Source organism: Ruminococcus sp. 1001136sp1 (genome assembly GCF_039841815.1).
In the GTDB taxonomy this organism is placed as follows: Bacteria; Bacillota; Clostridia; order Lachnospirales; family Lachnospiraceae; genus Blautia_A; species Blautia_A faecis.
On sequence record NZ_JBDPGY010000004.1, the window covers coordinates 89,403 to 114,189 of the forward strand.

The following is a 24,787-nucleotide window of genomic DNA, read 5'->3' on the forward strand; positions in this document are numbered from 1 at the left end:
AACGGTTATGCCTACTTTGATTTTTTCACTCTCCAATATTCCAACATTTTTCAGTCTTCTATCTTTCATTCATTACTATTAAACAAAGAGCCGGATCACTCCGACTCTTCGCTCGTTTCAGCATATAAAATTTTTACAACCGCTTATTTCTCCAGCATATAATCCTTAATCACATCATGGTCTCTCAGTACCTTCTCCACTAAGGTTCCCTTGATTGCTTTCAGCAAAGGTTTTTTCACCAGATTCAGCGGTCCAGGAAGCTCGATTTCAAGTGGGGATCTGCCATCCATAAGTTTTACGCTGGCATCGAGGAGTTCTCTTACATCGTAAACGCTGCCCCATACTTCCGGAACACCACGATCTACGCCCATAAGTCCGTATACAGCTTCCATTGCGGTACGAACAGAATATTCTGTGGTGAAGATGGTGTCTCTTGGAGTCTCAGCAAACTGTCCAAGGAATGCAAAGTTCACGCAGCCATCCGGGATAACGTCCGGTCTGTCGCCTTTTGCTCTTGGCATGAAGAATGCAGTGATGTAAGGCATCATGGTCGGTACGCAGACTGCGCTGTTTTCAGCCAGATCCTCGATCTGATCCGTCGGTACGCCCATATGGTACAGCCACTCTTCCGTGATTTCTTTACCAGTACACTCTTTCATCGGTTTCTTTACATAATCGCCAGGTACATCTGTGAAGAGACCATATACCCAGACGCAAACCTTATCTTTGTCCTGATCCTTGAACTGACCCTGACGGTTGATGGTCCAGCTTAACAGCCAGCTGGAATCCTGGCAGCTTACGATACCGCCGGTAACAACATTGCCGCTCTTTGGATCTCTCTTGCAGATGTCGGTAATATAAGGAATGATCTTGTCATCCAGTGTGGTAACAGTTGCAGATTCCCAGTTGGTCTTCGCAATGTCGGAGCAGAATTTCTCCGGATGTCCGAAAGACGGATCCTGTTTTGCAATATTTTTCCAAAGGCTCCAGCAGCCGCTTGTACGAACCTCAGCATCTCCGTTTGGAGCGTGGTTCTGGTCACCGTAGATAGTTCCCTCTGTACAGCTTCCGTTGGTAACAAATACGTAGTCATTCTCAGTAAGAAGGATTCCCTTCTCAACACCCTTTACCTTGCACTCAATGGCAGTTGCCACTTTTTTGCCATCATGGATATCAAAGATTACATTGGTAACCTCTGTGTTGAACTGGAAGTCAACGCCTGCATCCTCCAGATATTTCTTCATTGGAAGGATCAGGGACTCATACTGATTGTATTTGGTGAATTTCAGAGCACTGAAATCCGGAAGTCCGCCGATATGATGGATAAAACGCTGGATATAAAGCTTCATCTCCAGTGCGCTGTGCCAATTTTCGAATGCAAACATGGTTCTCCAGTATAACCAGAATGTGGAATTCAGAACCTCATCATCGAATACATCCTCGATGGTCTTATCGTAAAGATCCTCGTCCTTTGTGAAGAACAGCTTCATGATCTCCATGCAGCCCTTCTGGCTCAGGTTGAATTTACCATCTGTGTGAGCATCTTTGCCCTGATTTACAGTAGCACGGCAAAGAGAATAGTTTGGATCATGTTTGTTCAGCCAGTAGTACTCGTCCAGAACGGAGGCACCTGGTTTTTCCAGAGATGGAATGCTATGGAAAAGATCCCAGAGGCACTCGAAATGGTTTTCCATCTCACGGCCGCCTCGCATAACGTATCCTCTCATCGGATCAAAAATACCGTCGCATGCACCGCCTGCAATGTCCATCGATTCCAGAATGTGAATGTGATCGCCAGGCATCTGTGCGTCTCTTACAAGGAAGCAAGCTGCTGCCAGAGAAGCAAGTCCGCTTCCTACCAGATATGCATGCTTGTCATCTACGCCTTCCGGTTTCTCCGGGCGGGCAAATGCTTCGTAGTTACCGTTTGTATAATAAATGCCCTTGCTGTTTTTCTCATTTTTGCCACGCTCTGTATTGCGGTAATTCGGGTCTACGTGTGCTTCTGTGATCTGTTTCTCCTCGCGGCTCTTGTTTGCCAGAACTGCTGCTCCTGCACCTGCTGCGGCAAGTGCTGCCATGCCTAATACGGAATGTTTTTTCTTTGACATAAAAATTACCACCTTTCTGAAATTTGCCGTTACATTATTTCCGGCTATCTGTGTTTATTCTTGTTTTAACTTTTCGAATCAGCTTCTAAGCTTTCTCAGTTTTGTTTCCTAACCTTCAGATAAAAAGCTTTTATTTGACTAATTCGAAATTCTGCTGCCTTTTATTTAGTATTTCCTGTTTCTGAGTGTATTCTACGTCAAAAAATAATTTTCCTCAATTTACAAAACAAGACGGATGACAAAAAACTTATCATCCGCCTTACTTTGTAAAGTTGATTTCGAAAACTTTATGTCCCGCCCTTTCAGGATTAAAGCTGCTATGCCATAGTTATCCCTTATTTTCCGGATAAACTTAATCTTTATTGCCCTTCCTTCTCCATATTCCGCAGAGAATTCCCAATATTTCCATGCATGGTCACGCAGACCATATTCGCGATTTCTTCTGGGGCTTCCTTCATTCCTCTCTTGATCCAATCAAGCATAACACCTACGAAACTGTATTTGTAAAAATCCGCAATAAATTTCTTCTGTTCCTCTGTAACCCTCAGATTCTCGCTCTGCTCTTCCACCACTCCTTCGATCAGCTGATAGGTCAAGCTGTACAGATAATTTTCCACCTGCTCTCGTTTCACAGAGCGATACACGTTCAAGATAAATGGTTTATTTTCCAAAACAGCCTCAAAAATCTGCTGAAGCCCTTCCTGCCAGGTGTCGTAAGTCTTTTTTCCCTGCAAAGCCCGGGAAGCGTCCTCAATACAGGACCATTCTACCAGGTCATAAATGTCTTTAAAATGATAGTAAAAAGCCATTCGGCTAATTCCGCAATCTGTAGTCAGGTCGCTGATGGTGATCTTGTCCAGAGGCTTCTGAAGGAGAAATTTCTTCAAAGACTCTTCCAGTGCATTTTTTGTGATATTGTTCATTCAGATGTGCTCCTCTTGATGATTTTATTATGCAGTACGGCATCATGCAATCCATGAGGTCCGCACAGATTCTAGAGCGTGTTTGAAAAATCATTCCTGCAATCTGCAGGCTCTAAGGATTTTATAAATCCTTTTTGATTTTTTGTCAACAGGAGCATTGTTGAAAAAGCCGCTTTCACACCATTTTCACAAAGAAATGCATGGGAAAAGCCCCCTTTCGTGGAGGGCACATGAAGTGCTTTTCCAGAAAGGGGGCTAAGGGGAAGCCTTATTTCATTATATCTTTTTCATCTTTCTTCTTGAGAAAAATGATAAGAAGGATTGCAGCGGAGGCTGCGAAGAGCATGAATGCAAGCTGGGTAAGAGGTGAATCGTCACCGGTCTTGACGCCATTTGTTGTAACTGCCCTGTCCTCTGGCTGCTGTGTGATCTGAGGAGCCTGGGTGGGCTCTGCAGGAGCTTCTGTAGGTTCCTGTACCGGCTCTGCTGTCGGTTCCGGTTCTTCCTTTCTGGATGTGTTGATAATAAGGACTGTTGCATCTTCTGATGTCTCAGAAAGTGTTACAAAGCCGTCATTTATTTCCACATCATATTCAAAGGTATCGTTTAATGCTACCGGTGTACCATCTGCTGTAACCTCCGTTACATACAGTTTTATTTCTTCGCCGCCTACAGGAACTGTAACTTCTGTTTTTGCTGTTGCAGTGGATTCACCGTCCATAACAAGTGGAACAATGTTCTGGCTTACGCCGTCTGCAAGCTGTGTACAGTCTTCATCTTTGAAAATTCCTGCATAGAAGGTCTCTTCAGATTTCAGGTCTTCGCCGTTTTTCTTAACAACTGTCTTATTAATTGTGATGGTTTTCACAATATAGTACTCGTCTGGCAGAAGCAGGAACTGATTATCAAACTGGAACTGTGCTGCTGTTCCGTTCTCCGTAATCTCTACTTTATTGCCTGCCTGATACTGTGCTACATAAGAACCATTGTTGTAGGTACCCTCTGCAACGACTTTGCCTTCTGCGTCGGTCTCTGCTACATAGTAGGTACCGCGTTTCAGCTGGTCAAATGTTACCGAAGAGGTTCCCTGATTTTCATCAAAGTGAATCATCTTTGTGTCAGCTGCCTTCTGAGTCATTGCCTCGTCGGAGAACAATGTCACATAGAAGTCTGCTGCACGGACTGCAAGGAGTTCACCCTGGATATTTGTAAGCCGTTTAGTTACTGTAATACTGCAATTTGCCGGATCTTCTGTTGGAACTTCTTTCTCATCTTTGCCTTCCGGTTTCGGGGTGTCGGCCGGATTCTCCGGTACGTCACCTGTTGCGGTTGCTGTATTGAGAATGGATTTTCCAAGGTCAGATTCTTTCACCTGATAGGTGTAGGTTACGGTCTTTGCCTCTCCTGCTTCCAGGATGCCAAGGTCAAAGCTCTGACCTTCTGCAAGCTGGATTCCTTCTAGACTGTCTGTAATCTTCACATTTGTGAGTTTCATGTTTCCGGTATTGGTTACAGTTACGTTGTAGGTAATGATGTCGTTCAGGTCTGCTTTTCCTGCTTTGTCCTTCTGGGTTCCATCTGCTGCTGTGATGGAAACAATGTCTTTCCTCACTTCAAGCTTCGGATTTTCTACCGGGTTATCTGTGTTGTCTCCTGGCTTCTCGCCATCTGGATCCTCTGGGTTTGCAGGAGTTCCCACTGCTGCGTTACTGATCGTATTGCCTTTATCTGCTTCCTGTACCACATAGTCATAAGTGATGGTTGCTTCTGCTTTTGATGCAAGGCTACTGATTGTAAAGATTGTTACCTTTCCATCCTGCTTACTGTCTGCGCCCTGAATGTTGGAAATCGTTCCGGCTGCATTCAGAGTATCTGTGATCTCTACATTTTCCAGAGTCTGGTTTCCTGTGTTGGTCACAGTGAGGGTGTAATGGATGGTTTCGCCTGCTTTGAACATTCCATTTTCGTGAGTGCTCTCACTGGATTTCTTGGTGAGTGTATAACTTCTTACCGGGTCAACGGTGATTACTGTATCAGTGTTTTCAAATGATTTACCACCCTCGAATTCCACTTTTACCGTATTTACAAAGCTTCCGTTGGCAATGTCTGTCTCTGTAATTTTATAGGTTGCTGTTGCTGTAACAGTTTCACCTGCAGGAACCTTCTCGACTGTGAGAACGTTCGGAGTCTCCTGCGGTGCACCTTCAATTACAACACCGGGAATTTCAATGATCCTTACGGTTTTCGCTTCGTCATAGATATTCTTTACATTGATTGTAAATGTAACATTCTCATCCAGATCATAGGTTTTATCCTCATGAGTCTTGGTTACAACCTGGCCTGGATCTACCGGATCTTCTTCGCTTCCGTCTGTAACCTTCAGAAGTCCTGCAAGAAGAATAATGGAATAGTTCTTTGTCACATCCTGTGCTTCTGTCTCGCTACCCTCAGTTTCCTGACTTGCTGCATTTACAAAAATCTTCAGATCTGTGATCTTATTCTCGCTTTCGCCAACCAGTGTCTGGCTTCCTTCTACATGTGCGATTTCCTGCTGGCCATCTGCCAGAGTTCCATCTGCCAGTTTCCATGTAGGAACCGTAAGCTCCTCGCCGTCATATTTCTTCTCGCCGCTGTCAGCCTGGAAGGTTACCTGGCGTCTGGTGATTTCAAGAGCTCCGTCCTCCACCTTAAACACAACGTCTGTAAAGTTCGGGTTGATGTTCTGGAAATCTTCTGCCTTCAACTCCATATCGTAGATTCCAGCATCTGTTCCTTTTACCTCATCATTTCCAGTGAATGTGAAATCTTTGTCCGTATACAGCTTGTTACTGATGTCTGCTACAGTGTAGCCGGTAACTGTTTTCTCTGTTCCGTCATAGACTTCTGTACCACTGTTTTCTTTCAGTGTTACCACAACCTGATCTGTTACAGGTGTAACAAGCAGGCTGCCATTCGCAGTTTCAATGGTGTAGTTATCAGCGTTGGTATTTTCATTCAGCTTATAGGTGAATGTATTCTCGCTGTCACCTACAGTTGTCTGGGTTCCAGTTACATCATAGGATGCGCCTTCGCCCTTGACAAATCCATCGCCACTTACCGTTACATCCTTTGCTGTTAACTCTGTTCCATTGTAAACCTTCTGGGCACTTGCACTGGTAAGAACCAGATTACGTTTTTCGATTACAAGAGAGCCATCAATTACGTGGAAGGTAACTTTTGCGAAGTTCTTATTGGTATTTGTAAAGTTCTCTTCACTCAGTCCCATCATATAAGTATCTGCATTTGTTCCTTTTACAAGAGCTGTACCCTCAAAAGTGAAATCGCTTTCTTTATACAAAGGACTGGTGATGGATACTGTGTAGCCTTTTACTGTTTTCTCTGTTCCATCGTACTTCTGAGTATCTTTGTTACCTGTGATTGTTACTACTACTTCATCTTCGCTGGAGGAAACAGTAAGGATTCCTTCAAATGGTGTGATGTTGTAGTTATCCTGTTTGGTATTATCTTTCAGCTCATAGCTAAAGGTATTGTTGCTGAAGCCTGCCTCTGTCTGACTTCCGGTTACGTTGTATACTGCACCTTCTCCTTCTGCGAAGCCGTCACCGCCAACTGCCACATTATCATTGGTCAGTGGCTTTCCATCATATGTCTTGCTGTCTGTTGCACTGGTCAGAGTCACATCTCGTCTGGAAATATTCAAGGTTCCGTCTACGATTTTGAAGGTAACACTTGCGAAGTTATGGCTTATGTTGTTAAAGTCAGATGGTTTCAGTTCCATGTTGTAAATGTCTGCATCTGTTGCTTTAATAACATCATTTCCACTAAATGTAAAGTCATTTTCTGTATACTGTTCATTGTCTATTGCTACGTCATAACCGGTTACTGTTTTCTCAGTGCCATCATATTTGGCGCTGCCACTGTGTTCGGTAATGGTGACAATTACGTTATCTGTAACCGGGGTTACCTTAAGGGTTCCCGGAGTAGTTTTGATATTGTAGTTGATTGCCTTGGTGCTGCTGTTCAGTCTGTAAGTGAATTCATTATCACTTGATCCTGCATTTGTCTGGCTTCCGGTTACATCATAATCTGCGCCTTCTCCAGGAACAAACTGGTCACCTGCGATCAGAATGTGATTCTTAGTCAGCGGAGTTCCGTCGTAAACTTTCTCGTCAGAACCACTGATCAGTTCCACATCTCGTTTGGTAATCTCAAGCTGTCCGTCTACAATTTCAAATACTACATTTGCAAAGTTTTTATTCTTGTTTGTAAAGTCTTCTGCTTTCAGATTCATCGGATATGAACCAAAGTCAGTTCCTTTCGCTGTGGCATCTCCGCTGAAAGTGAAATCAGTTTCTTTATAGAGGGTGTTGTCAATTGCTGTGTCATAACCTGTAACAGATTGTTCCGCTCCGTTGTATTTCAGGGAAGCGCTGTGCTCTGTGATGGTTATGGTTACTTCGTCAACAATTGGAGTGATCCTGAGGGTTCCAGGTTCATACTTAATATCGTAGTTTTCCGCTTTATAGCCAGTTTTCTGAGTAAAGGTAATTTCATTCCTTACATCCTTATCACTTACATTTAAAGCACTTCCAATTGCTTTGACATCAGACACTTCGCCATTTACGAAGCCATCCCCACCTATAGTTACATCCGGACGGATTAATGGAGTTCCGTCGTAAATCTTGCTAGCACTGGCGCTGGTGAGGAGTACAGAACGTTTATTAATCGTTACAGTTGCTTCTCCCTGAACGGATTTGTAACCATACAGGCTCGCCTCAAATTTCACAGTTGCCGGAGTATCTGCCACATCCCTGTATTCAGGTGATTCGTCCAGATCATATGCATTTGTCTTTTCATTCCAATATTTGATTGTTATATTTGGATTCTCAATTTCTGCATTTTTAATCCGTGCTGTCGCTGTTACTCCATAGCTGTTTCCATCGTATTCCTTTACTACATCTGCTGCACTTACTGTCAGACCATTTTCATTTTCGAAGATGGTAAAGTCTGCAGGGATAATGGTAAAGGTGTAGTTGGTATATTCTTTTTCCAGAGCTTCTTTACTGTTCTGGATACTCAGCACATTCTCATGAACCTTTATAGTATCGTCTCCTGCATCACTTCTGATTACTGCAAGATCAAGATCTTTAAGCTCATCTCCTACACTGTTTTCCAATGTTGCCAGGTCAAAGGCAGGATCTGAATTTCCGTATACCTTGCTGGACTCTTTGGCTTTGATGGTTACCGGGCGTCTGGCAATTTCAAGAGTTCCATCTACAATTACAAATTTTACATTTGTAAAGTTTTTGCTGATATTCTCGAAATCCGCTGCCTTCAGTTCCATATTGTAACTTCCTGCATTAGTTCCTTCTATAACCGCATTTCCGTTGAAACTAAAATCTTTTTCAGAGTACAGCGTATTGCTGATATTCGTTACATCGTATCCTGTTACGGTCTGTTTGTTTCCGTCATAAATACCTGTGCCACTGTGTTCTGTGATCGTAACTACAACCTCGGTGTCAACTGGTTTCACTTTCAGTTTTCCATATTTTTTTTGGATTTCATAGTTTTCTGATTTGGTATTTTCCTTCAAAGTATAATCAAATACATTGTCAGATTCTCCTGCTTCTGTCTGTGATCCTGTCACTCCATAGGAAGCAATACCTTCTCCTTCTACGAATTCATCTTCTCCACCAACTACAATAGTGTCATTCGTCAGTGGAGTTCCGTCATAGAATTTTTCGTCCTTTGCACTTGTAAGTGTTATTTTACGCTGTGTAATACTTATCTTTGCTTCTACTGCAGGTCCCACATTTCCATTATTAACAACACGAACCTTTATTACAGTAGTTCCGCAATCTTTATATTTCGGAAGATTGGTAAAATTGTCATTGAGATCAGTCCACTGACCGTCTCCGATCTGATATTGAATCACATCTCCCTCAATACCAGGCGCTGTAATAGTGATGGTATGCTCCTGGCCATCGTACTTGCCAGTGTAATCCTCTACAGAAAGAGACTCTCTGTTATAATAAACTTTAAGGATTAAACCGCCGCCTTTTACTACAGCCCCACTGCGCTCGATTTCTCCACTTACACAAGTAAAGCCAGTATAACCCTTAGGTGTCGCAGATACCCATGCACCAATCTTTTCTGCACCCTGAAGTTCAAATTCTTTCTTATAGTAAGTTCCATCTGGATTCTGAAGCCAATGTTCTACTGTGTATGTTGCTTCTGGGGCTGCATACGTGAAAACGATCTCAGTAGTCTGGCCTTTAATTGCCTGTACTACCGCCGGAGAAGTTAACTGATAACCCTCGAAAACCTTATATACAACAGTTTTCATATTATCAGTTGTGGTCACAGACTCTGCTGTTCCAATTTCTTTTCCACTCTCGTCTACATAGCGAATCGTATAAGTCCAGTTTTCAAGCGGTTTATAGATGAAAACAATCTCCTGTTTATCATTGTTTATAATTACACTCTTTGAAAGTTCCTGCGGATAGTAGTCGTCTATAGGCTGCGCGTTTACACTTGCATTTTTTCCTTTCTCAATGCTCTGTGCTTCGCTTCTCCATAATTCCTTTCCATCTACATTCTTTGCTACAATATAGTAAGTGATAATATCAGAACTTTTCCATTTCGCATAAAGGGTCTGATCTTTTACAATCTGTGACTCTTTTACAAATTTGTGAGTAAAAGATCCATCTGTGTACCAACCGAGGAATTCATCGCCTTCTTTAATTGGTGTTGGTAATGTATCTCCAAGTGTATGACCTTTGGTCACTGTCAAAGTTGACTCAGTTACTGTTCCACCATTTGGATTAAAAGTTACTGTGTATGTTGGGGCTTTCCATTTGGCATATAATGTAATGGTATGGGATGGCATCTTTGTTTGCCAGTCAAATTCTGTGCCATCTTCACATGCCGGGGATGTATACCAACCAGCAAAAATGTAATCACTGTCCACGTTTGCTGGAGGCTGTACATCTTTATCCAATGGTTTATAACCGGAGACATTGGCTTCAAATTTTATACTTGCATCTGCAACACCGGTACAATTGGCAAAATGAAGTACATAGGAATTACGAGAATATTTTAGCCAAAGATTACCTTCTCCCTTTTTTCTCCATGACTTCCATTTGAATCCATCAATTGGCATTTTATCCTCATCGGTCAAAAACATATCTTTGCCTGCTTTAAATGTTGCATATACATTATATTTTTCAGCTACAGCTGTACTATCTAAAGTCTCTGTATAATATATAATGTTTTTTCCAGTTTTCAAATCATACCCATACATCACTAAGTTTTCGGCAGGCATGTTGGCAAGCAACGTATAATATATGTTTGTCCCTTTTCCTGTTGACCATAAATATTGGTTATGCGCAGAATCATTCCACTGTGCTGAAACATCCTCACCGTATCGTGCTGAAATTTCTAAATTACTGTCTACTTTCCAATCAGCTGGATTTCCCCAATAATCTCGTCTTTGTGGAACATAAAATATTATTGTATATGTCTTTCTGTTATAATAAATATTCTTAACAGCCAGCCCATCGGCTGTAACCTGAATATCTCCTTTATTCTTTTCTACAGCAGGTTCAAATCCCTCATAGCGATTTTTTTCTACGCTATAAGAAATATTTTTTCCAACAACATCAGTACCATCAACTATGTCCGCTTCGCCATTCTTGTTCTTAGCCATCTCATATGTTCCTGGAGTTTCCAATGATTCCTGCCAGTAAATAATTCTGTATGCAGCTCTTGTATTAATTTCCCATTTCGCTGTTACAGTAGTGTCTTCTGCCGGCATCGTTGCTGGGCAATTATTCCAGCCTTTAAATGTATATCCAAGCTTAGTTGGCTCTTTCGGCAGTGTTATAGAAGCACCATACAGGATATCACTTGGCTCAACATAACTTCCACCGTCTGTATTCCAGGTAAGACGATAGCTGTTTCTGTCATATTTAATTTCAACGACAGTAGAACCGTCCGCATTTACTTTTGCCTGACTCACCTCTTGTGAGGTAAAGCCTTTATATGCTCTCGCTGCAGCTACAGTTGTAGTTCCTGTAGTACCGTCAATTGTTTCACTAGCATCTTCTGTATACGTTTTTCCATCTGTATTCTGAAGCAAATGCTTAACTGTATAAGTTGTTGCAGTTCCTGTATAGGTAACTGTAATTGTCTGATCTGTCTCTACTTTTCCACTAAAAGTTACTGTTGACTGGTCAACACTAAAACCCTCTAACTGAGGTGAAGTAATCGTATTCTCATAAGTTACACCTTTTTCAAATTCAGCTACCCATGGCTGCGCTGCTACAGTTCCATCTGTATATTGATAAATAATCTGATATTTTACCTTTGCACCAATTTCAGAATACTGAGCTGTAACTTCCATATCTGTTGTTACATTACTGAAATCTTTATCCCATCCGATAAAACGATAGCCATCTTTTTCAGGTGCAGCAGGTGCTACTGCAGCTTTTCCACTTTCTATCTGCTGAGTAGTTAAGGTATGGAGGGTTCCATCCTTATCCTCATATTTAAATACAACTTCATAATAAGTAATAACGTTCTGTTCGTGATCTGTTTCATCAAGCATTAATAATGCGATATTATTCTCTGCAGCTGGTGGCTCTGCCACTGGCTCCTGAGCTACTGCTTTGTATGTAACAGTAACTTTCTCATCTTTTGTTACAGCCTGGATCTCGTAGAGACCATCTGCATTTTTCTGAATATCTGCCTGAGTGTCTGCAAAGCAAACATGGTCTACTTCATATCCATCGTTTGCTTTAACAGAAAAAGCAAAACTTTCATTTTCTTTTACTTCTTTTCTGTAAGAAGAAATATTCTCCACCGGAGCCCCTTCGCCGCGAACCTGGATTTTTCCAAAATCTGCTGCGTGCTCGTCGAAGGTTACATGATAAAGAATTTCTTTCGCTTCTTCTGAAGGTTGGCTTTCCTGAGAATTCTCGGCTCCATTTTCGACATTAGTCTGGTCTTTATTTTCCCCAGAGTCAGATGCAGCAGGCTGCTCTTCTGGTTTACTCTCTTCCTGGCTATTGTTCTGGGCAGGTTCTGCCACTGTCTGACCCGTCGGTTCCGCTGGCTTTTCCACCTCTGCCTGTGTCGCCGGTTCCGCTGGCTTTTCCACCTCTGCCTGCGCTGCCGGTTCCGCTGGCTTTTCTGACACTGCCTGCGCCGCTGGTTCCGCTGGTGTCTCCGCCACTGCCTGCGCCGCTGGTTCCGCTGGTGTCTCTGCCACTGCCTGCGCCGCCGGTTCCGTTAGTGTCTCCGCCACCGCCTGCGCCGCCGGTTCCGCTGGTGTTTCTGCAACTGCCTGCGCCGCCGGTTCCGCTGGTGTTTCTGCAACCGGTGCTGATTCCTGAACTGCCGGTGATGCAGACTCTTCAACCTGAACCCCCGGTTCCTGAGCCTGCTCTTCTGCAACCACAGCTGTATTATCAGCCACATAATTCTCAGCGGTGGTCATCACTGTATTCTGCCCGATCATTGCTACAGCCAGCAACGTTGCCATCGCTCTCCTGAACTGTAAAAACTGCTTTTTCCTCATAATGCTTCCTCCTTTTCGCAACCTTTTTTTGTTGGCAGTTGCTTAACAGTTACTGTCCACCGATAACGTTTTGTATAATCTAAAGCGAACAATAACATTAAAGCATTTGAGATCCGGTGAATCTTTACGGTCCTTCACTGGATGCTCCGGAGCATGCTTGAAAAAGATTTTCTGCAAGGATTGCGGGAATAATTTTTCAAACAGGCTCCAGCCTGTATGGCACTGTGAGCCATACGGCTAAATCTCTACTATGTTTCAATTATAGCACCTCCTTTTCCACTATCCTGATTTTGGGGAATGAACTGCACGCTTAGGGAATGAAATGCACAAAAATTTACGAAAATGTGCATCTTATATTCGTAACTAAGGGCAGATATCCGCCTCCGAACTTATATATGCACATATTTTCTGAAATATTCATCGCTATTCTGGAATGTATTTGAAAAATGTTTTCTAAAAGATGTGCATCACAATTTGTGGGAGAACATCCTCCACTTTACAAGAAAAACTCTCAATGCTACAATATTCCCCAGATATTTGACAAAAAAAGACCCTGTGGGGGAATACATAAGGAGAACACCATGGAATTAAAGTTTGAAAACGGACGTCCCGCAGATACCACGGGCAGACTTGAAAAAGAGATACGTACTTATGATTTTCTTGATGCACTTCAGGTGCCTTATCAGAGGATTGACCATGAAACTCTGATGACCATTGAAGCTTGTAAAGATGTGGATAAAGTGCTTGATGCAGTAATCTGCAAAAACCTGTTTCTCTGCAACCGCCAGGAAACGAACTTCTATCTGCTGCTCCTGCCAGGCGACAAGAAGTTTAAGACAAAGGAAGTATCTTCCCAGCTTGGCGTTGCCAGACTTTCCTTCGGCAATGAAACTTATATGGAGAAATTCCTTGATATTACACCTGGTTCTGTCAGTATACTTGGACTTATGAACGATAAGGAAAATCATGTGCAGCTGCTTATTGATGAAGACCTCCTGAAGGAACCTTACATCGGCTGTCACCCTTGTATTAACACCTCCAGCCTGAAAATTAATATGAAAGATATGATGGAAAAAATTATTCCGGCTATGAAACATGAACCGATTTTTGTGAAATTGGGACAGGAAGAATAAAATTGCAATTAACTAATTTGTATGTTACCCATTCTTCCATTATGCCCAAAACAAAACAGACAGATACACATTTCAATCATGTACCCGCCTGTCTCATTTCATTCTTTATTCAATTTTTATTTGCTCTTCCGCTCCTTTACCAGTGCAAATACACTCTGAAGTACAATGAAGAAGCACAGCAGGATTGCTGTTACAATGTTGGACCAGGAGCTGATCAGTTTTCCATTGGTTTTAACCAAAGTAGAAATCGTACCATTGATCAATACACCAAACAAGGAACCAAGTACATTTCCTACACCACCGGTAAGAAGTGTACCACCGATGACTGCGGAGGAAATAGCGTCCATTTCAAGGCCGGTTGCCTGGGTGGTGGTACCTGCCATGGTATTCAGGCAGTAGCAGATTCCGCCGATGGAAGTAAGGAAACTGGAAAGAATATATGCCTTCATCTGTGTTTTCTTAACATCAAGTCCCATCAGGGTTGCAGACTGCTGATTGCCACCTACTGCGTAAATACTGCGGCCGAAGCGTGTGTATTTCAGCATCAGATAAATAGCAAGAACTACGATCAATGCAACTACAACAGTTACACGAAGGTATGGAAACTGCATGATTCCCTTTTTGTTCAGATACCCTCCAAAGGGAAGGGAAATCTTAAAGCTGGAAAGAGTGGTAAAAATCTTGTCAGAAACAATACTTACCTGCTCTTTACAGATCACAGCTGTCATACCTCTGGCAAAGAACATTCCTGCCATAGTAACGATGAAAGGCTGGATTTCCAGGTAGGAAATACAGAAGCCCTGAACAATACCAAATATAATGCCAATTGCAAGGATCAGAAGCATAAGTACCGGGCTGGACCATCCCCACTGCTCAATTCCCACTGCCAGGATCATACAGTCCATAGCAACCAGGGAACCTACGGAAATATCAATACCGCCAGTAAGCATAACGCATGTCATACCAGCTGTGATGCAGATCAGACCTGCATTGTTGATCAGGATGTTCAGAAATGTCTGGAAACGGGTAAAGCCTTTGTCCGCATATACGATACATCCTGCAGCATACATTACAAAGAATAATACAATGGTGATCAGCAGCAACAGGTTATTGCTGTTTATTTTTTTCTTTTTCATGCCCGAGCTGCCTCCTTTCCTGATTTCTTTGTCAGCTTCTTAAAGAAGGCTTTGGCTGGCTCAGCCTGAATTACTACGATGATAATAACTACGATTGCCTTAAATACCGGTGCCTGTGCAGAAGAAACACCAAGTGCATACAGAGTTGTGGTAATCGCCTGGATGGTGTACGCTCCAATGATGGAACCTGCCAGGGAAAACTTACCGCCGCCAAGGCTGTTGCCACCAAGTGCTACAGAAAGAATTGCATCCAGCTCCATGTTCAGACCGATGTTATTGGTATCTGCTGAATAGATTCTGGAGGTTGCAACCATACCTGCAAGACCTGCACAAAGACCGCAGATTGCATAGCACATAAGGATGATCTTTGCGGAATTAAAGCCTGCGATACGGGAAGCTTTTTTGTTAATACCAACACTCTGGATGTAGGTTCCAAGTGCTGTGTAGCGAAGTACGATAGAAGCAATTGCCACACACACAGCAGCCACAATGATCGGTGTTGGAATGATTCCGCAGTAAGCGCCAAGCTTCTGGAAGGACGGAACACGAACATAAACGATCTGGCTGTTGCAAAGAAGAAGTCCCACTGCTCGGCCTGCTGACCATAGGATCAGGGTGGCGACCATAGGCTGAATATTCATATAGGCAACCAGAAATCCATTAAAAACGCCACAGATCAAAGTGACAAGAAGTCCGGCTCCAATGCCAACCAGCAGCGGCTGCGCATATTCCTGCACATTTACATTTCCGTATCCTGCAAGGATCATACAGCAGACACCTGCGTAAAGACTCATTACGGAACCAACGGAAATATCAGTACCACCGGAAGCAGATACAACAAGTGTCATACCGATTGCCAGTATGGCGATTTCACTTCCACGGTTCAGGATGTCGATCAGACGTCCGTAAAGTACACCATTCTTAATGGAAATCATAAAGAAGGAAAGCGGTGCGCTTCCTGTTGCAATATCATATACTACGTTGATCAGCATGACCAGGATCATACTGAAAACCGGAAGGAACAGACGTTTCTGCGCCAGTTTTTTGAAATTACCCATTACTGCTCACCTCCTGCGATTGCTTTCATTACGTTCATCTGATTCATATCTGCCTCATCAATCTCTCCAACCTTCTGACCGTCACGGAGAACTGCCATACGGTTGCAGGTACGGAGCATTTCCTCAATCTCAGAGGAAATGAAGATCAGACTCTTTCCTTCATCCGCAAGCTTCAGAACCAGCTTCTGGATCTCTGTCTTGGTACCGATATCGATGCCTCGAGTAGGCTCGTCCAGAATCAGGAAATCCGGGTTTGTTGCAAGCCATCTTGCAAGGATAACCTTCTGCTGGTTTCCACCGGAAAGCTGTTTGATCAAGGTCTCACGGCTTGCACATTTGATCTGGAGAAGATCAATATACTTGTCTGCAATCTCACACTGTTTTGCCATAGGGATCTTTTTCAGAATTCCCTGTTTTGCCTGAATTGCAAGGATGATATTTTCTCTTACGGACAAATCTGCAACAATTCCCTCTGCTTTACGGTCATCAGGAAGAAGTCCCATTCCAAGATGCATGGCATCAATAGGATTTTTCACCTTAACTTCCTTGCCTTTTACTTTCAAAGTACCAGTCTGGGCGCGGTCAGCACCGTAAATAGCACGTGCCAGTTCGCTTCGTCCGCTTCCAAGAAGTCCGGTAAGACCGATAACCTCTCCTTTGTGGATATCAAGGTCAAATGGTTTGATGGTTCCTGCGTGGCTTAAGCCACGGGCTTCGATTACCATCGGCTCTTTTCTCTTATCTCCTGTGCTCTCCGGTTTAATGGAAGCAAGATCGTCGAAATCTTTTCCCATCATAGCTGCTACCAGCTTCACTCTCGGAAGATCTGCGATCTCATACTCGCCAACCAGCTGACCATTTCGAAGAACGGTAATTCCGTCACATACTGCATAAACCTGTTCCAGGAAATGAGTAACAAATATGATTCCTACACCTTTCTCCTTCAGTCTGCGCATCATGGTAAAAAGCTTTTCTACTTCACGATCATCCAGTGAAGATGTGGGCTCATCCAGAATGAGCACCTTACAGTCCATATCTACAGCACGGGCAATTGCGATCATCTGCTGCAATGCCAGTGAATATTCTTCAAGATTACGTGTTACATCAACGTCAAGCTCCAGCTGTTTCATAAGGGCAGCTGCCTGACGGTTCATTGCCTTTCGGTTGACCGTTCCAAGCTTTGTCAGCGGCTCGCGGCCTATGTAAAGATTCTCTGCCACCGAAAGGTTTGGACAGAGGTTTACTTCCTGATATACAGTAGAAATGCCCTTCTTCTGGGCGTCCATGGTATCTTTATTTACGATGGGATGATCAAATCCTTTCAGATAAATCTCTCCAGCCTCAAATTTATTTACGCCGGTCAGGCACTTGATCAATGTGGATTTACCCGCGCCATTCTCTCCCATCAGCGCGCGGATTTCACCTTTTTTCAATGTCAGATCCACGCCTTCCAGTGCTTTTACACCTGGGAATGTCATGCAGATTCCCTGCATTTTCAATACTACTCCTGCTTCCAACGCGATTCCTCCCTTCCCGTTATCAACTTCATTTTTCATTCTCCTCGTTGCTCGCGAAAATTAAGGGGAAGAAAATCCGCCTTGGGACTTTCCTCCCCTATTTGTTCATCTTTATCGTTTTTCAGCTGCTTGCTGATAACCAATTTCGATGTTTACGGATTGTTTCACAGCTCTGCTGTTTTCACACTCTCCGATTGATTTTTCTGATTAGTAAGCACGTCCAGCCAGAACTTCATCAGTCATAGTTGTTGCATATTCGCTCTCGATTCCAGGTGCTACGAATGCCTGATCCTCAACAAGTGTTGTCTTCTCAAATTCTTCGCCTGCCTGCATTTTCTCGATTACGCCCTTAACAACTTCAGCCTGGATCGGGTTACACTCAACATCACAGTTGATCTTTCCATCTAATGTATACTGAAGTCCATCATGTGTTGCATCGAAGGAAATAAGAGTTACATCGCCATCAACACCGTAGGTGATACCTGCTGCATCCATTGCATCCATTGCGCCGTATGCTTCGTTATCGTTCTGGCAGACAACTACATTGAACTGTCCCTCATAGGATTTGATGAAGGATTCCATAACTTCCTGACCACCAGCCTGTGTAAAATCACCGGACTGAGAATCAAGAATCTTCCAGTTATCATGCTCGCCAGCTACCTGATTGAATCCTTCTGTACGTCCAAGTGCTGCGGAAGCTCCTACGGAACCTTCGATTACAAGAATGTTAGCGTCTTTATCGCCAAGGTACTCAGCTAACCAGTTACCAGCTGTAATACCTTCGTTTGTTGTGTTTGTTCCAACCCATGCATCATATAAATCGTCGCTTGCTTCGATTTCACGGTCTGCGATGATTACAGGGATTCCAGCATCCTGTGCTTCCTGAAGGACGGTGTCCCAGCCAGCGGACTGGATCGGAGCGATTACGATGTAATCCATATCTTTACTAATGAATGTACGAACTGCTTCAAGCTGTGCAGCATTGTCATTGTCGCAGTCTACAAGATCAAGGCTGTATCCGGCATCTTCTGAGAAAACATCCTGATAGTTCTGGGTGTTTGCTGTACGCCAGTCTGATTCATGTCCAACCTGAGCGTATCCAACTGTTACCAGATCGTCAGCGTAAACCGGCATAGCCATCATGCTGAGTGTTGCTGCTGCGAGTGCCATAACTGCTAATTTCTTTTTCATAGTGATTATTCCTCTCTTTCTTTTAGAAAAAATACTTTTGCAGGTCGCGCCTGCCATTGGTTTCTCGTTCAACACTGATCCGTTTGCTGTCTTAGCTTTCCGTCCGTTCTTTGAATCCGTGTTCTTCTTGATGTCTATAATTTAGCGAAAATCAACATAAATTTCAATATTGTTTTCCCGTCTTTTGGTTGTTTCGTCAGTTCAAACAATACAAATTTGTTGGTTTTCATAGTGAAATACAGACAAATTTATATTATAATGAATTTCAGGCAGGAAAAGGGGTGATATTTTATGATTTCTCATTTAGAAAGTTTGTTTTCTTATGATTTTGTGAAAAATATTACACCTTTTTCTATGTTTTTCGATTTGGCAAACTGTCTAAGCTGGAAAAAAAAGGTTTGATCATTTGAAAAAAGGTATAATATTTTGGGTTTTAGAAGTGAAAAAGCAGAAGATTTATTGGGAAATCATAAATAATTCATGTGAAAATTTTATGAAATAACTATCCCAGCAAAATAAAAAAACCAGAGTGGCGCGACAGATTGCGGGAATACTTTTTCAGACACGCTCTAGAGCGTGTTTGGAAAAGGCTTTCTGCAAGATGTGCGTCACAATTTGTGGGAGATTTTGTCCGGAGGAGGGCGTCGTAGCGGGCTACGACAACCGAATTCGGGCAAAATATACCGCAAAGTGGGGCGTACAGATTGCAGGAATGCTTTTTCAAACACGCTCTAACCTAAGAAAGAGGAACTAAAATATATGGCGATCAAATATAAATGGCTGGTTGAACAGCTAAGAGAAATCATTTCAGATTCTATTCAAAAGGGAATCAACAAGCTTCCCACCGAACAGGAGCTGGCTGTCAGATACCGTGTCAGCCGACAAACGGTCCGGGCTGCGCTGGCGGTTCTTGAAGATGAGCGGGAAATCCGCCGCATTAAAGGGAGCGGAGCTTACATTACCGGACTTTCCAGCCTGGAAGACCGGAATATAGTTGGAATTCTGATTCCCGATGAACAGCAATATGAATATCCTGCACTGATAAATGATATTCGTGTGGCGCTGGCTGCGGAGGGATTTTCCTGCAAGGTTTACCCCACTCACAATCATGTGGACCAGGAACGGCAAATCCTTCAGTTTCTTTTGAAAAGTCCGCTGCGGGCACTTATTGTGGAGCCTGTAAAAAGCGCCTTACCATCACCTAATACAGAGCTTTATCAAAGGCTGATACAAAGGGGAACTTCCATTTTGTTCCTGGAATGTGCTTATCCCCAGTTGTCTCAGATTCCAGTAATCTATGAAGATAATCTATATGGGGCTGGTCTTCTGGTGCAAAGTCTTGTGGAAAAAGGCCACTCTTCTATCGCCGGTATTTTCCAGATGGACGATCAGCGGGGACTTGAACGCTACCAGGGATTTCTGGATGCTATGCAAAATCAGGGGCTGACTGTACCAGACCGCAACATCTGCTGGTACACCACACAGGAACTGGATGATTTCCGTCAGAGCCAGGATATCAGCTTCCTAAAAAAATTTCTAGAACGGATCACCCCCGACTGCACTGCGTTTATTTGTGAGGATGACTTTATTGCATGGCTGTTATGGGAAGAGCTGTCGCTTGGACAGGAGAAAAAGATAGCAACTCATGCTTCCCTTTCATCCTCTCTTCAAAGCACTGGATTCAAGACTACTTCCGCCGACCATAGTTTCGAAACCACAATAGCACTAGCCGCCTTCAATACCAGCTACCTTACCACATCTGGTCTGCTCCGCGCCACAACACTGACACACCAGACACACCAGCCTGGTACTCTGGCCGCCCAAATGAGCATAAACAAATTAAAAGGACTCCCTGTCTCTTCGCAGGAAGTCCCATGGCAGTTATCACTGCCGAAATCACATAATTAATTTTGAATATCATGCAGTCCCCTTACTCCGATATTCCCTTGGGCTGCACCCGGATTTTTTCTTAAACACATAACTGAAATAATGGGGATCCTTATATCCCACCTCCTGTGCGATCTCTCCGGACGACTTGTCCGTCTCGCGCAGGAGTTTTTTCGCTCTGTCAACACGTTTGCAGGTAATATACTCTACAAACGTCTTCTGCATATTCTGGCTGAAAATTGCGCTTAAATAGTTGGCACTCATATTCACCGCATCCGCTACTTCATTCAGGGAAATGGTCTCTTTATAGTAATTCTCATCAATATAATCCAGCACTTTCCTCATGGCGCTGTTGCCCTGAGACTCATTCTTCTCATCCCTGATATCAATGGCACTCTGAAGAATGTCCACACAATACCCTGCCACCTGCGATGCCTTGATACTGGTATCCTGATATTTTCCCTCGATCCGTTCTGTATAACCCTCTTTTTCCACACCAATGGATTCCAGATACATAATAGTTGTAAACCGAATATGAAGCACCACATAATCCCGGAACATTCTGGACTCCAGTGCCTTACTCATTCCACCCAGATATCCCTGAACGAACTCCTGGATCTCACTGCTGCTTCCTTTTGTGAGAAAATCCTTGATGATCTCAGGATTCAGCTGTGAAGAATCCACTGCTGCCAGCCGGTTCTCCCCCTGCGAGTTTACATAACTTTCCAAAGTTTCTTCTGTAAGCACATGAAGCCCCGGCACCATAAAACGATATGCAAAATAATGATTCACACTCTGATAACACTGGGAAAGCAAGCTCAATCTCTCCACTGGTTTTCCTACAGCTACATACCAGTCCATCTGCTCTTCCCCTTCGCAGGTCCGCTTCACATACTCCACGCAATTATCTGTCAGCTCCGGAAGCCGGGACAATTCCCCCTTTACCAGAACTCCGTAACTGTTTACATTCCAGCGGAAAAGCAGATACTGGGGATAGCGGAGAAAATAATGAAGCACTTCATCCTGTTTCCGAAGAAAACCTGCCATCTTGTCCTTATTTTTCTCCTGTAAATACAGGAAAAGCAGATTATATCCTGCTGCCGTAATTTCTATAGACTGACGCTCTGCCTCATCATAAATCTCCTTAACCGACAGCTCCCCCTCCAGAATTTTTTCCATAAAACGCCGTCTGGAAAACTGCTCATACTCCTGGATCTCATTCTGAAACTGGGTGCGGTAGTCCTCCTGCTCCTGATCCTGCTCGATCTTATCTTTCAGTTCAAGAAGTACATTTTTCAGCTTCATTCTGGTAACCGGCTTCAGCAGATACTGGTCAACACCAACTTCAATTGCCTGTCTTGCATATTCAAAATCATCATAACCACTGATAATAATAATCTTCATCCGCGGAAATTCTTTGCTCACAATTTTACTTAAGGAAAGCCCATCCATAAAAGGCATTTTAATATCCGTGATCAATACATCCGGCTTCGTCTTACGGATCAGGGGCAAAGCCATTTCCCCATCTGCTGCTTCCCCTACAAAACGGTATCCGAACTGATCCCAGGGAATCCTGTCTCTGAGCCCTTCGCGGATCACCGTCTCATCTTCAACCAGAAATACCTTCCGTAACATTTTCTTCCTCCCCAACGTTCTCCTGGGTATACACCCGCTCCGGAACATAATATGCTTTCTCTATTTCTTTGCCATCTTCCATATCCTGAATGATCTGCTCCACGTATTTTCCCTGGTCAGGATTACACTGGACATCAATGTTGATCTCCCCGTTTCTCACCAGCTCCACGCCCGCATCCACTGCGTCAAAGGAAATTACCGTAATATCGCCGTCCACTCCTGCAGTTTTTCCTGCTTCTCTGATGGCTTCAAGAGCACCAAAAGTCATGTCATCGTTCTGTGAAACCACCACATCTATGTCCTCATACTGATCCAGAAGCCTTGCCATCTCTTCTTTTCCTTTTGCTGTGGTAAATTCTCCGTCTACCTGCTGCAAAATGTTCCAATTGTGCTGCACCTTTGCCACTTCATTGAACCCACGGGTTCTGCCGATGGTAGCGGAGGCACCTTTGGTTCCTTTCAGCACTACAATGTTAATTCCGTCATCTTCCCTGCCCTGCTTTTTCATGTAATCCTCAAGCCAGTAACCGGCATCCTGTCCTTCGCGGACAAAATCGGAACCAACCCAGGAAGCATAGAGGGAGTCATCATCCACAGAAACCTTACGGTCTATGAGAATTACCGGAATCCCGGCATCCTTCGCCTCCTGAAGCACAGTGTCCCAGCCAGATTCCTCAATAGGAGAAAGTACGATATAATCCACCTGCTGGGAAATAAAGCTTCGGATGGCCTTAATCTGATTGGCCTGTTTCTGTCTGGCATTGTCAAAAATCAGCATGTAGCCGTTTGCCCTGGTGAAAGCGTCCTGAATGGACTGAGTGTGGGCACTTCGCCATACAGATTCGCTTCCCACCTGGGAAACACCTACTACGATCAGATTGTCGTCCTCCGCAGGAGTTTCCTGCACTTTACTGCTGCTCAAAGGACTTCCCAGAAGAACCAGTGCCACAAGCACAAACACAACCGGTGCCACAGCCCAGATGTTTTTTCTTATAAACTGTCTCATACGCCTGTCTCCTCCTGCTGTGGCCGTCCACCCTCAATTATCTTATTGGCATTCTGCTGTTTCGGATTACTTTTTATTTTTTTATTTGCGTCAAAATTCACGCTGTTGCCGCCTTCAGCCACTTTTGCTGTATCATTCCCTGTTTTCTCAACCGGAGCTTCCAGAATAGCCGGAATTACAATCTCCACTGTAGTTCCCTTACCCTTCTGTGACTGGATCTTCATTCCATACTCCGGTCCGAAATACATGTGGATACGCTCATTTACATTTGCCAGACCAAACCCCTTCTCCGTCTCCTGGCAGGGCTTCTCAATCTGCTGACGAAGCTGTTCAAGCTCTTCCTCATCCATGCCCACACCATCATCCCGGACAGTCAGACGGATAATATCTCCCTCTTTCTCCCCATGAATGTGAATACATCCCTTAGCACGCTTATACTTAATGCCATGATAAAGCGCATTCTCCACTACCGGTTGAAGAGTCAGCTTCAGAATCTGATATTTATAAATTACCTGATCCAGCTGAATGTCATATTCCAGAATATCCCGGTAACGCATTTCCTGGATCTGGAGATAACTGCTGATATGCTTCTCTTCTTCCTTAATGGAGATAAATTCCTTCCCTTTGCTTAGGATCTCACGGAAAAAGTCTGACAGGGTAACAACCATGGTCACCGCTTCGTCCGGCTCATTGGACTCGATCAGCCACACAATGGTGTCCAGCGTATTATAAAGAAAATGAGGCTGGATCTGCTCCTGAAGAAGGCGCAGATCTGCTTTTCGCATTTTCCGCTCGTCTTCCTTCACCTTATCGATCAGAGACTGCATGCTTCCTGCCATTTTGTTAAAGCTCACTGCAAGCTCAGCCACCTCATCCTCGGAATCCGCCTGGGCTCTGGCATTAAAATCACCCTGAGCGATTTTCTCCGTAGCCTGGTTCAGCTGACTGATAGGCTGTATAATACCGGAAACGATCATCACCGCGCTGACTGCAACCACAATGATCAGCACGCCGATCAGCACACTGCACACCACCATAAACCGCCTGATCTGATCCTGCAGGGTATCCGTGACCTTGTCCATATAACGTGTCTGATAATAAATATAATACTGAATATCGTCCTGGATTAATTCTGTCAGAATGTAAATATTGTTGTCCAGCTTCTCAATATTCTCATTATATCTGCCACCGGCAGAAATGCTGTCCACAATATCGTCCACCCTTTTTTCCAGGGTATCGATATTGCGAAGAAGGCTCTCCAGCCACAGCTTGCTCTCAGATTCTGTGGTAATGGCTGTCAGTCTGGTAAACTCGCTGCGTAATTCATCTATTAAAGTATATGGATTCTTAAGACTTTTGTCTGTTTCGATGGTATCCAGAGTGACGTAGCCAACAACCAGCTTATACAGGCTCTCGTCCATCTCTTCTTTGAAATTCAGATTGTAATTGTTCGCTACAGTCATGTTGCTTACGATCTCATCGTAGGTATTGCTGTAGCTTGCCATCGAGGCAAGAAGATACATCACAAGAAGAATAAACGGCAGTGTTACCACTGCCGCCAGTGTAAGAATTTTCTTTTTCATAAAGTAAAACTTACCCCCACTCCCGCA

Annotated in this window: 13 protein-coding genes and 1 pseudogene; 3 read left to right on the top strand and 11 right to left on the bottom strand. The window is 43.7% G+C overall.

The window, feature by feature from the left end:
• Nucleotides 1–143: 143 nt before the first annotated feature.
• From ABHC48_RS04815 to ABHC48_RS04825, 3 genes are all read right to left on the bottom strand, one after another.
• Nucleotides 144–2,111, bottom strand: a complete 1,968-nt coding sequence (locus ABHC48_RS04815; RefSeq protein ID WP_195379332.1) for an oleate hydratase — start codon at nt 2,109–2,111, stop codon at nt 144–146.
• Between the two features lie 359 nt (nt 2,112–2,470).
• Entirely contained in the window at nt 2,471–3,034 is a 564-nt protein-coding gene (locus tag ABHC48_RS04820; RefSeq protein WP_195379333.1) for a TetR/AcrR family transcriptional regulator, read from the bottom strand.
• Nucleotides 3,035–3,302: 268 nt separating this feature from the next.
• Nucleotides 3,303–12,614 carry an InlB B-repeat-containing protein gene (locus ABHC48_RS04825; protein WP_227198760.1) on the bottom strand — a complete coding sequence of 3,104 codons (9,312 nt, stop codon included), beginning with the start codon at nt 12,612–12,614 and terminating at the stop codon, nt 3,303–3,305.
• Nucleotides 12,615–13,195: 581 nt separating this feature from the next.
• Between ABHC48_RS04825 and ABHC48_RS04830 the strand changes: the two genes are divergently transcribed.
• Nucleotides 13,196–13,747 (top strand): prolyl-tRNA synthetase associated domain-containing protein, encoded by a 552-nt coding sequence (locus ABHC48_RS04830; protein WP_226836841.1) that lies wholly within the window; start codon nt 13,196–13,198, stop codon nt 13,745–13,747.
• A gap of 116 nt (nt 13,748–13,863) precedes the next feature.
• On the opposite strand, the gene ABHC48_RS04835 is transcribed toward ABHC48_RS04830, so the two are convergent.
• The 5 genes and pseudogenes from ABHC48_RS04835 to ABHC48_RS04855 all read right to left on the bottom strand — a co-directional run.
• A complete protein-coding gene (locus tag ABHC48_RS04835; protein WP_118577724.1) occupies nt 13,864–14,883 on the bottom strand; it encodes a sugar ABC transporter permease YjfF in 1,020 nt (339 codons plus the stop codon).
• Nucleotides 14,880–15,941 (bottom strand): ABC transporter permease, encoded by a 1,062-nt coding sequence (locus ABHC48_RS04840; RefSeq protein ID WP_195408827.1) that lies wholly within the window; start codon nt 15,939–15,941, stop codon nt 14,880–14,882. Before ABHC48_RS04840 ends, ABHC48_RS04835 begins: the two co-directional genes overlap by 4 nt.
• Nucleotides 15,941–17,497 (bottom strand): sugar ABC transporter ATP-binding protein, encoded by a 1,557-nt coding sequence (locus tag ABHC48_RS04845; RefSeq protein WP_347505182.1) that lies wholly within the window; start codon nt 17,495–17,497, stop codon nt 15,941–15,943. Before ABHC48_RS04845 ends, ABHC48_RS04840 begins: the two co-directional genes overlap by 1 nt.
• A gap of 168 nt (nt 17,498–17,665) precedes the next feature.
• Complete coding sequence (locus ABHC48_RS04850; protein WP_148461385.1) at nt 17,666–18,649, bottom strand: ABC transporter substrate-binding protein; 984 nt, start codon at nt 18,647–18,649, stop codon at nt 17,666–17,668.
• Between the two features lie 502 nt (nt 18,650–19,151).
• Nucleotides 19,152–19,313, bottom strand: a pseudogene (locus tag ABHC48_RS04855) (DUF6783 domain-containing protein); the annotation flags it as partial.
• On the opposite strand from ABHC48_RS04855, the gene ABHC48_RS04860 reads away from it, so the two are divergent.
• Nucleotides 19,251–19,403, top strand: coding sequence for a DUF6783 domain-containing protein (locus ABHC48_RS04860; RefSeq protein WP_320054993.1), 153 nt, complete (start codon nt 19,251–19,253; stop codon nt 19,401–19,403). The pseudogene ABHC48_RS04855 and the gene ABHC48_RS04860 overlap by 63 nt on opposite strands.
• A gap of 5 nt (nt 19,404–19,408) precedes the next feature.
• A complete protein-coding gene (locus ABHC48_RS04865; protein WP_227200107.1) occupies nt 19,409–20,557 on the top strand; it encodes a GntR family transcriptional regulator in 1,149 nt (382 codons plus the stop codon).
• A 9-nt stretch (nt 20,558–20,566) separates the two neighbouring features.
• Here ABHC48_RS04865 and ABHC48_RS04870 read toward each other — a convergent pair whose 3' ends face one another.
• The 3 genes from ABHC48_RS04870 to ABHC48_RS04880 are packed head-to-tail and all read right to left on the bottom strand — an operon-like array spanning nt 20,567 to nt 24,760.
• Entirely contained in the window at nt 20,567–22,171 is a 1,605-nt protein-coding gene (locus ABHC48_RS04870) for a response regulator (RefSeq protein WP_173718023.1), read from the bottom strand.
• Nucleotides 22,146–23,177, bottom strand: coding sequence for an ABC transporter substrate-binding protein (locus ABHC48_RS04875; protein ID WP_347505185.1), 1,032 nt, complete (start codon nt 23,175–23,177; stop codon nt 22,146–22,148). Before ABHC48_RS04875 ends, ABHC48_RS04870 begins: the two co-directional genes overlap by 26 nt.
• Nucleotides 23,174–24,760, bottom strand: a complete 1,587-nt coding sequence (locus ABHC48_RS04880) for a sensor histidine kinase (protein WP_173769141.1) — start codon at nt 24,758–24,760, stop codon at nt 23,174–23,176. The genes ABHC48_RS04875 and ABHC48_RS04880 overlap by 4 nt, the downstream gene beginning before the upstream one ends.
• Between the last annotated feature and the right edge of the window lie 27 nt (nt 24,761–24,787).

Bases quoted from the DNA above. Each gene is read 5' to 3' on its own strand.
- ABHC48_RS04845 (WP_347505182.1), bottom strand. From the start codon at position 17,497: ATGAAAAATGAAGTTGATAACGGGAAGGGAGGAATCGCGTTGGAAGCA.
- ABHC48_RS04850 (WP_148461385.1), bottom strand. From the start codon at position 18,649: ATGAAAAAGAAATTAGCAGTTATGGCACTCGCAGCAGCAACACTCAGC.
- ABHC48_RS04860 (WP_320054993.1), top strand. From the start codon at position 19,251: ATGTGCGTCACAATTTGTGGGAGATTTTGTCCGGAGGAGGGCGTCGTA.
- ABHC48_RS04870 (WP_173718023.1), bottom strand. From the start codon at position 22,171: ATGTTACGGAAGGTATTTCTGGTTGAAGATGAGACGGTGATCCGCGAA.
- ABHC48_RS04830 (WP_226836841.1), top strand. From the start codon at position 13,196: ATGGAATTAAAGTTTGAAAACGGACGTCCCGCAGATACCACGGGCAGA.
- ABHC48_RS04875 (WP_347505185.1), bottom strand. From the start codon at position 23,177: ATGAGACAGTTTATAAGAAAAAACATCTGGGCTGTGGCACCGGTTGTG.
- ABHC48_RS04880 (WP_173769141.1), bottom strand. From the start codon at position 24,760: ATGAAAAAGAAAATTCTTACACTGGCGGCAGTGGTAACACTGCCGTTT.
- ABHC48_RS04840 (WP_195408827.1), bottom strand. From the start codon at position 15,941: ATGGGTAATTTCAAAAAACTGGCGCAGAAACGTCTGTTCCTTCCGGTT.
- ABHC48_RS04825 (WP_227198760.1), bottom strand. From the start codon at position 12,614: ATGAGGAAAAAGCAGTTTTTACAGTTCAGGAGAGCGATGGCAACGTTG.
- ABHC48_RS04820 (WP_195379333.1), bottom strand. From the start codon at position 3,034: ATGAACAATATCACAAAAAATGCACTGGAAGAGTCTTTGAAGAAATTT.
- ABHC48_RS04835 (WP_118577724.1), bottom strand. From the start codon at position 14,883: ATGAAAAAGAAAAAAATAAACAGCAATAACCTGTTGCTGCTGATCACC.
- ABHC48_RS04815 (WP_195379332.1), bottom strand. From the start codon at position 2,111: ATGTCAAAGAAAAAACATTCCGTATTAGGCATGGCAGCACTTGCCGCA.
- ABHC48_RS04865 (WP_227200107.1), top strand. From the start codon at position 19,409: ATGGCGATCAAATATAAATGGCTGGTTGAACAGCTAAGAGAAATCATT.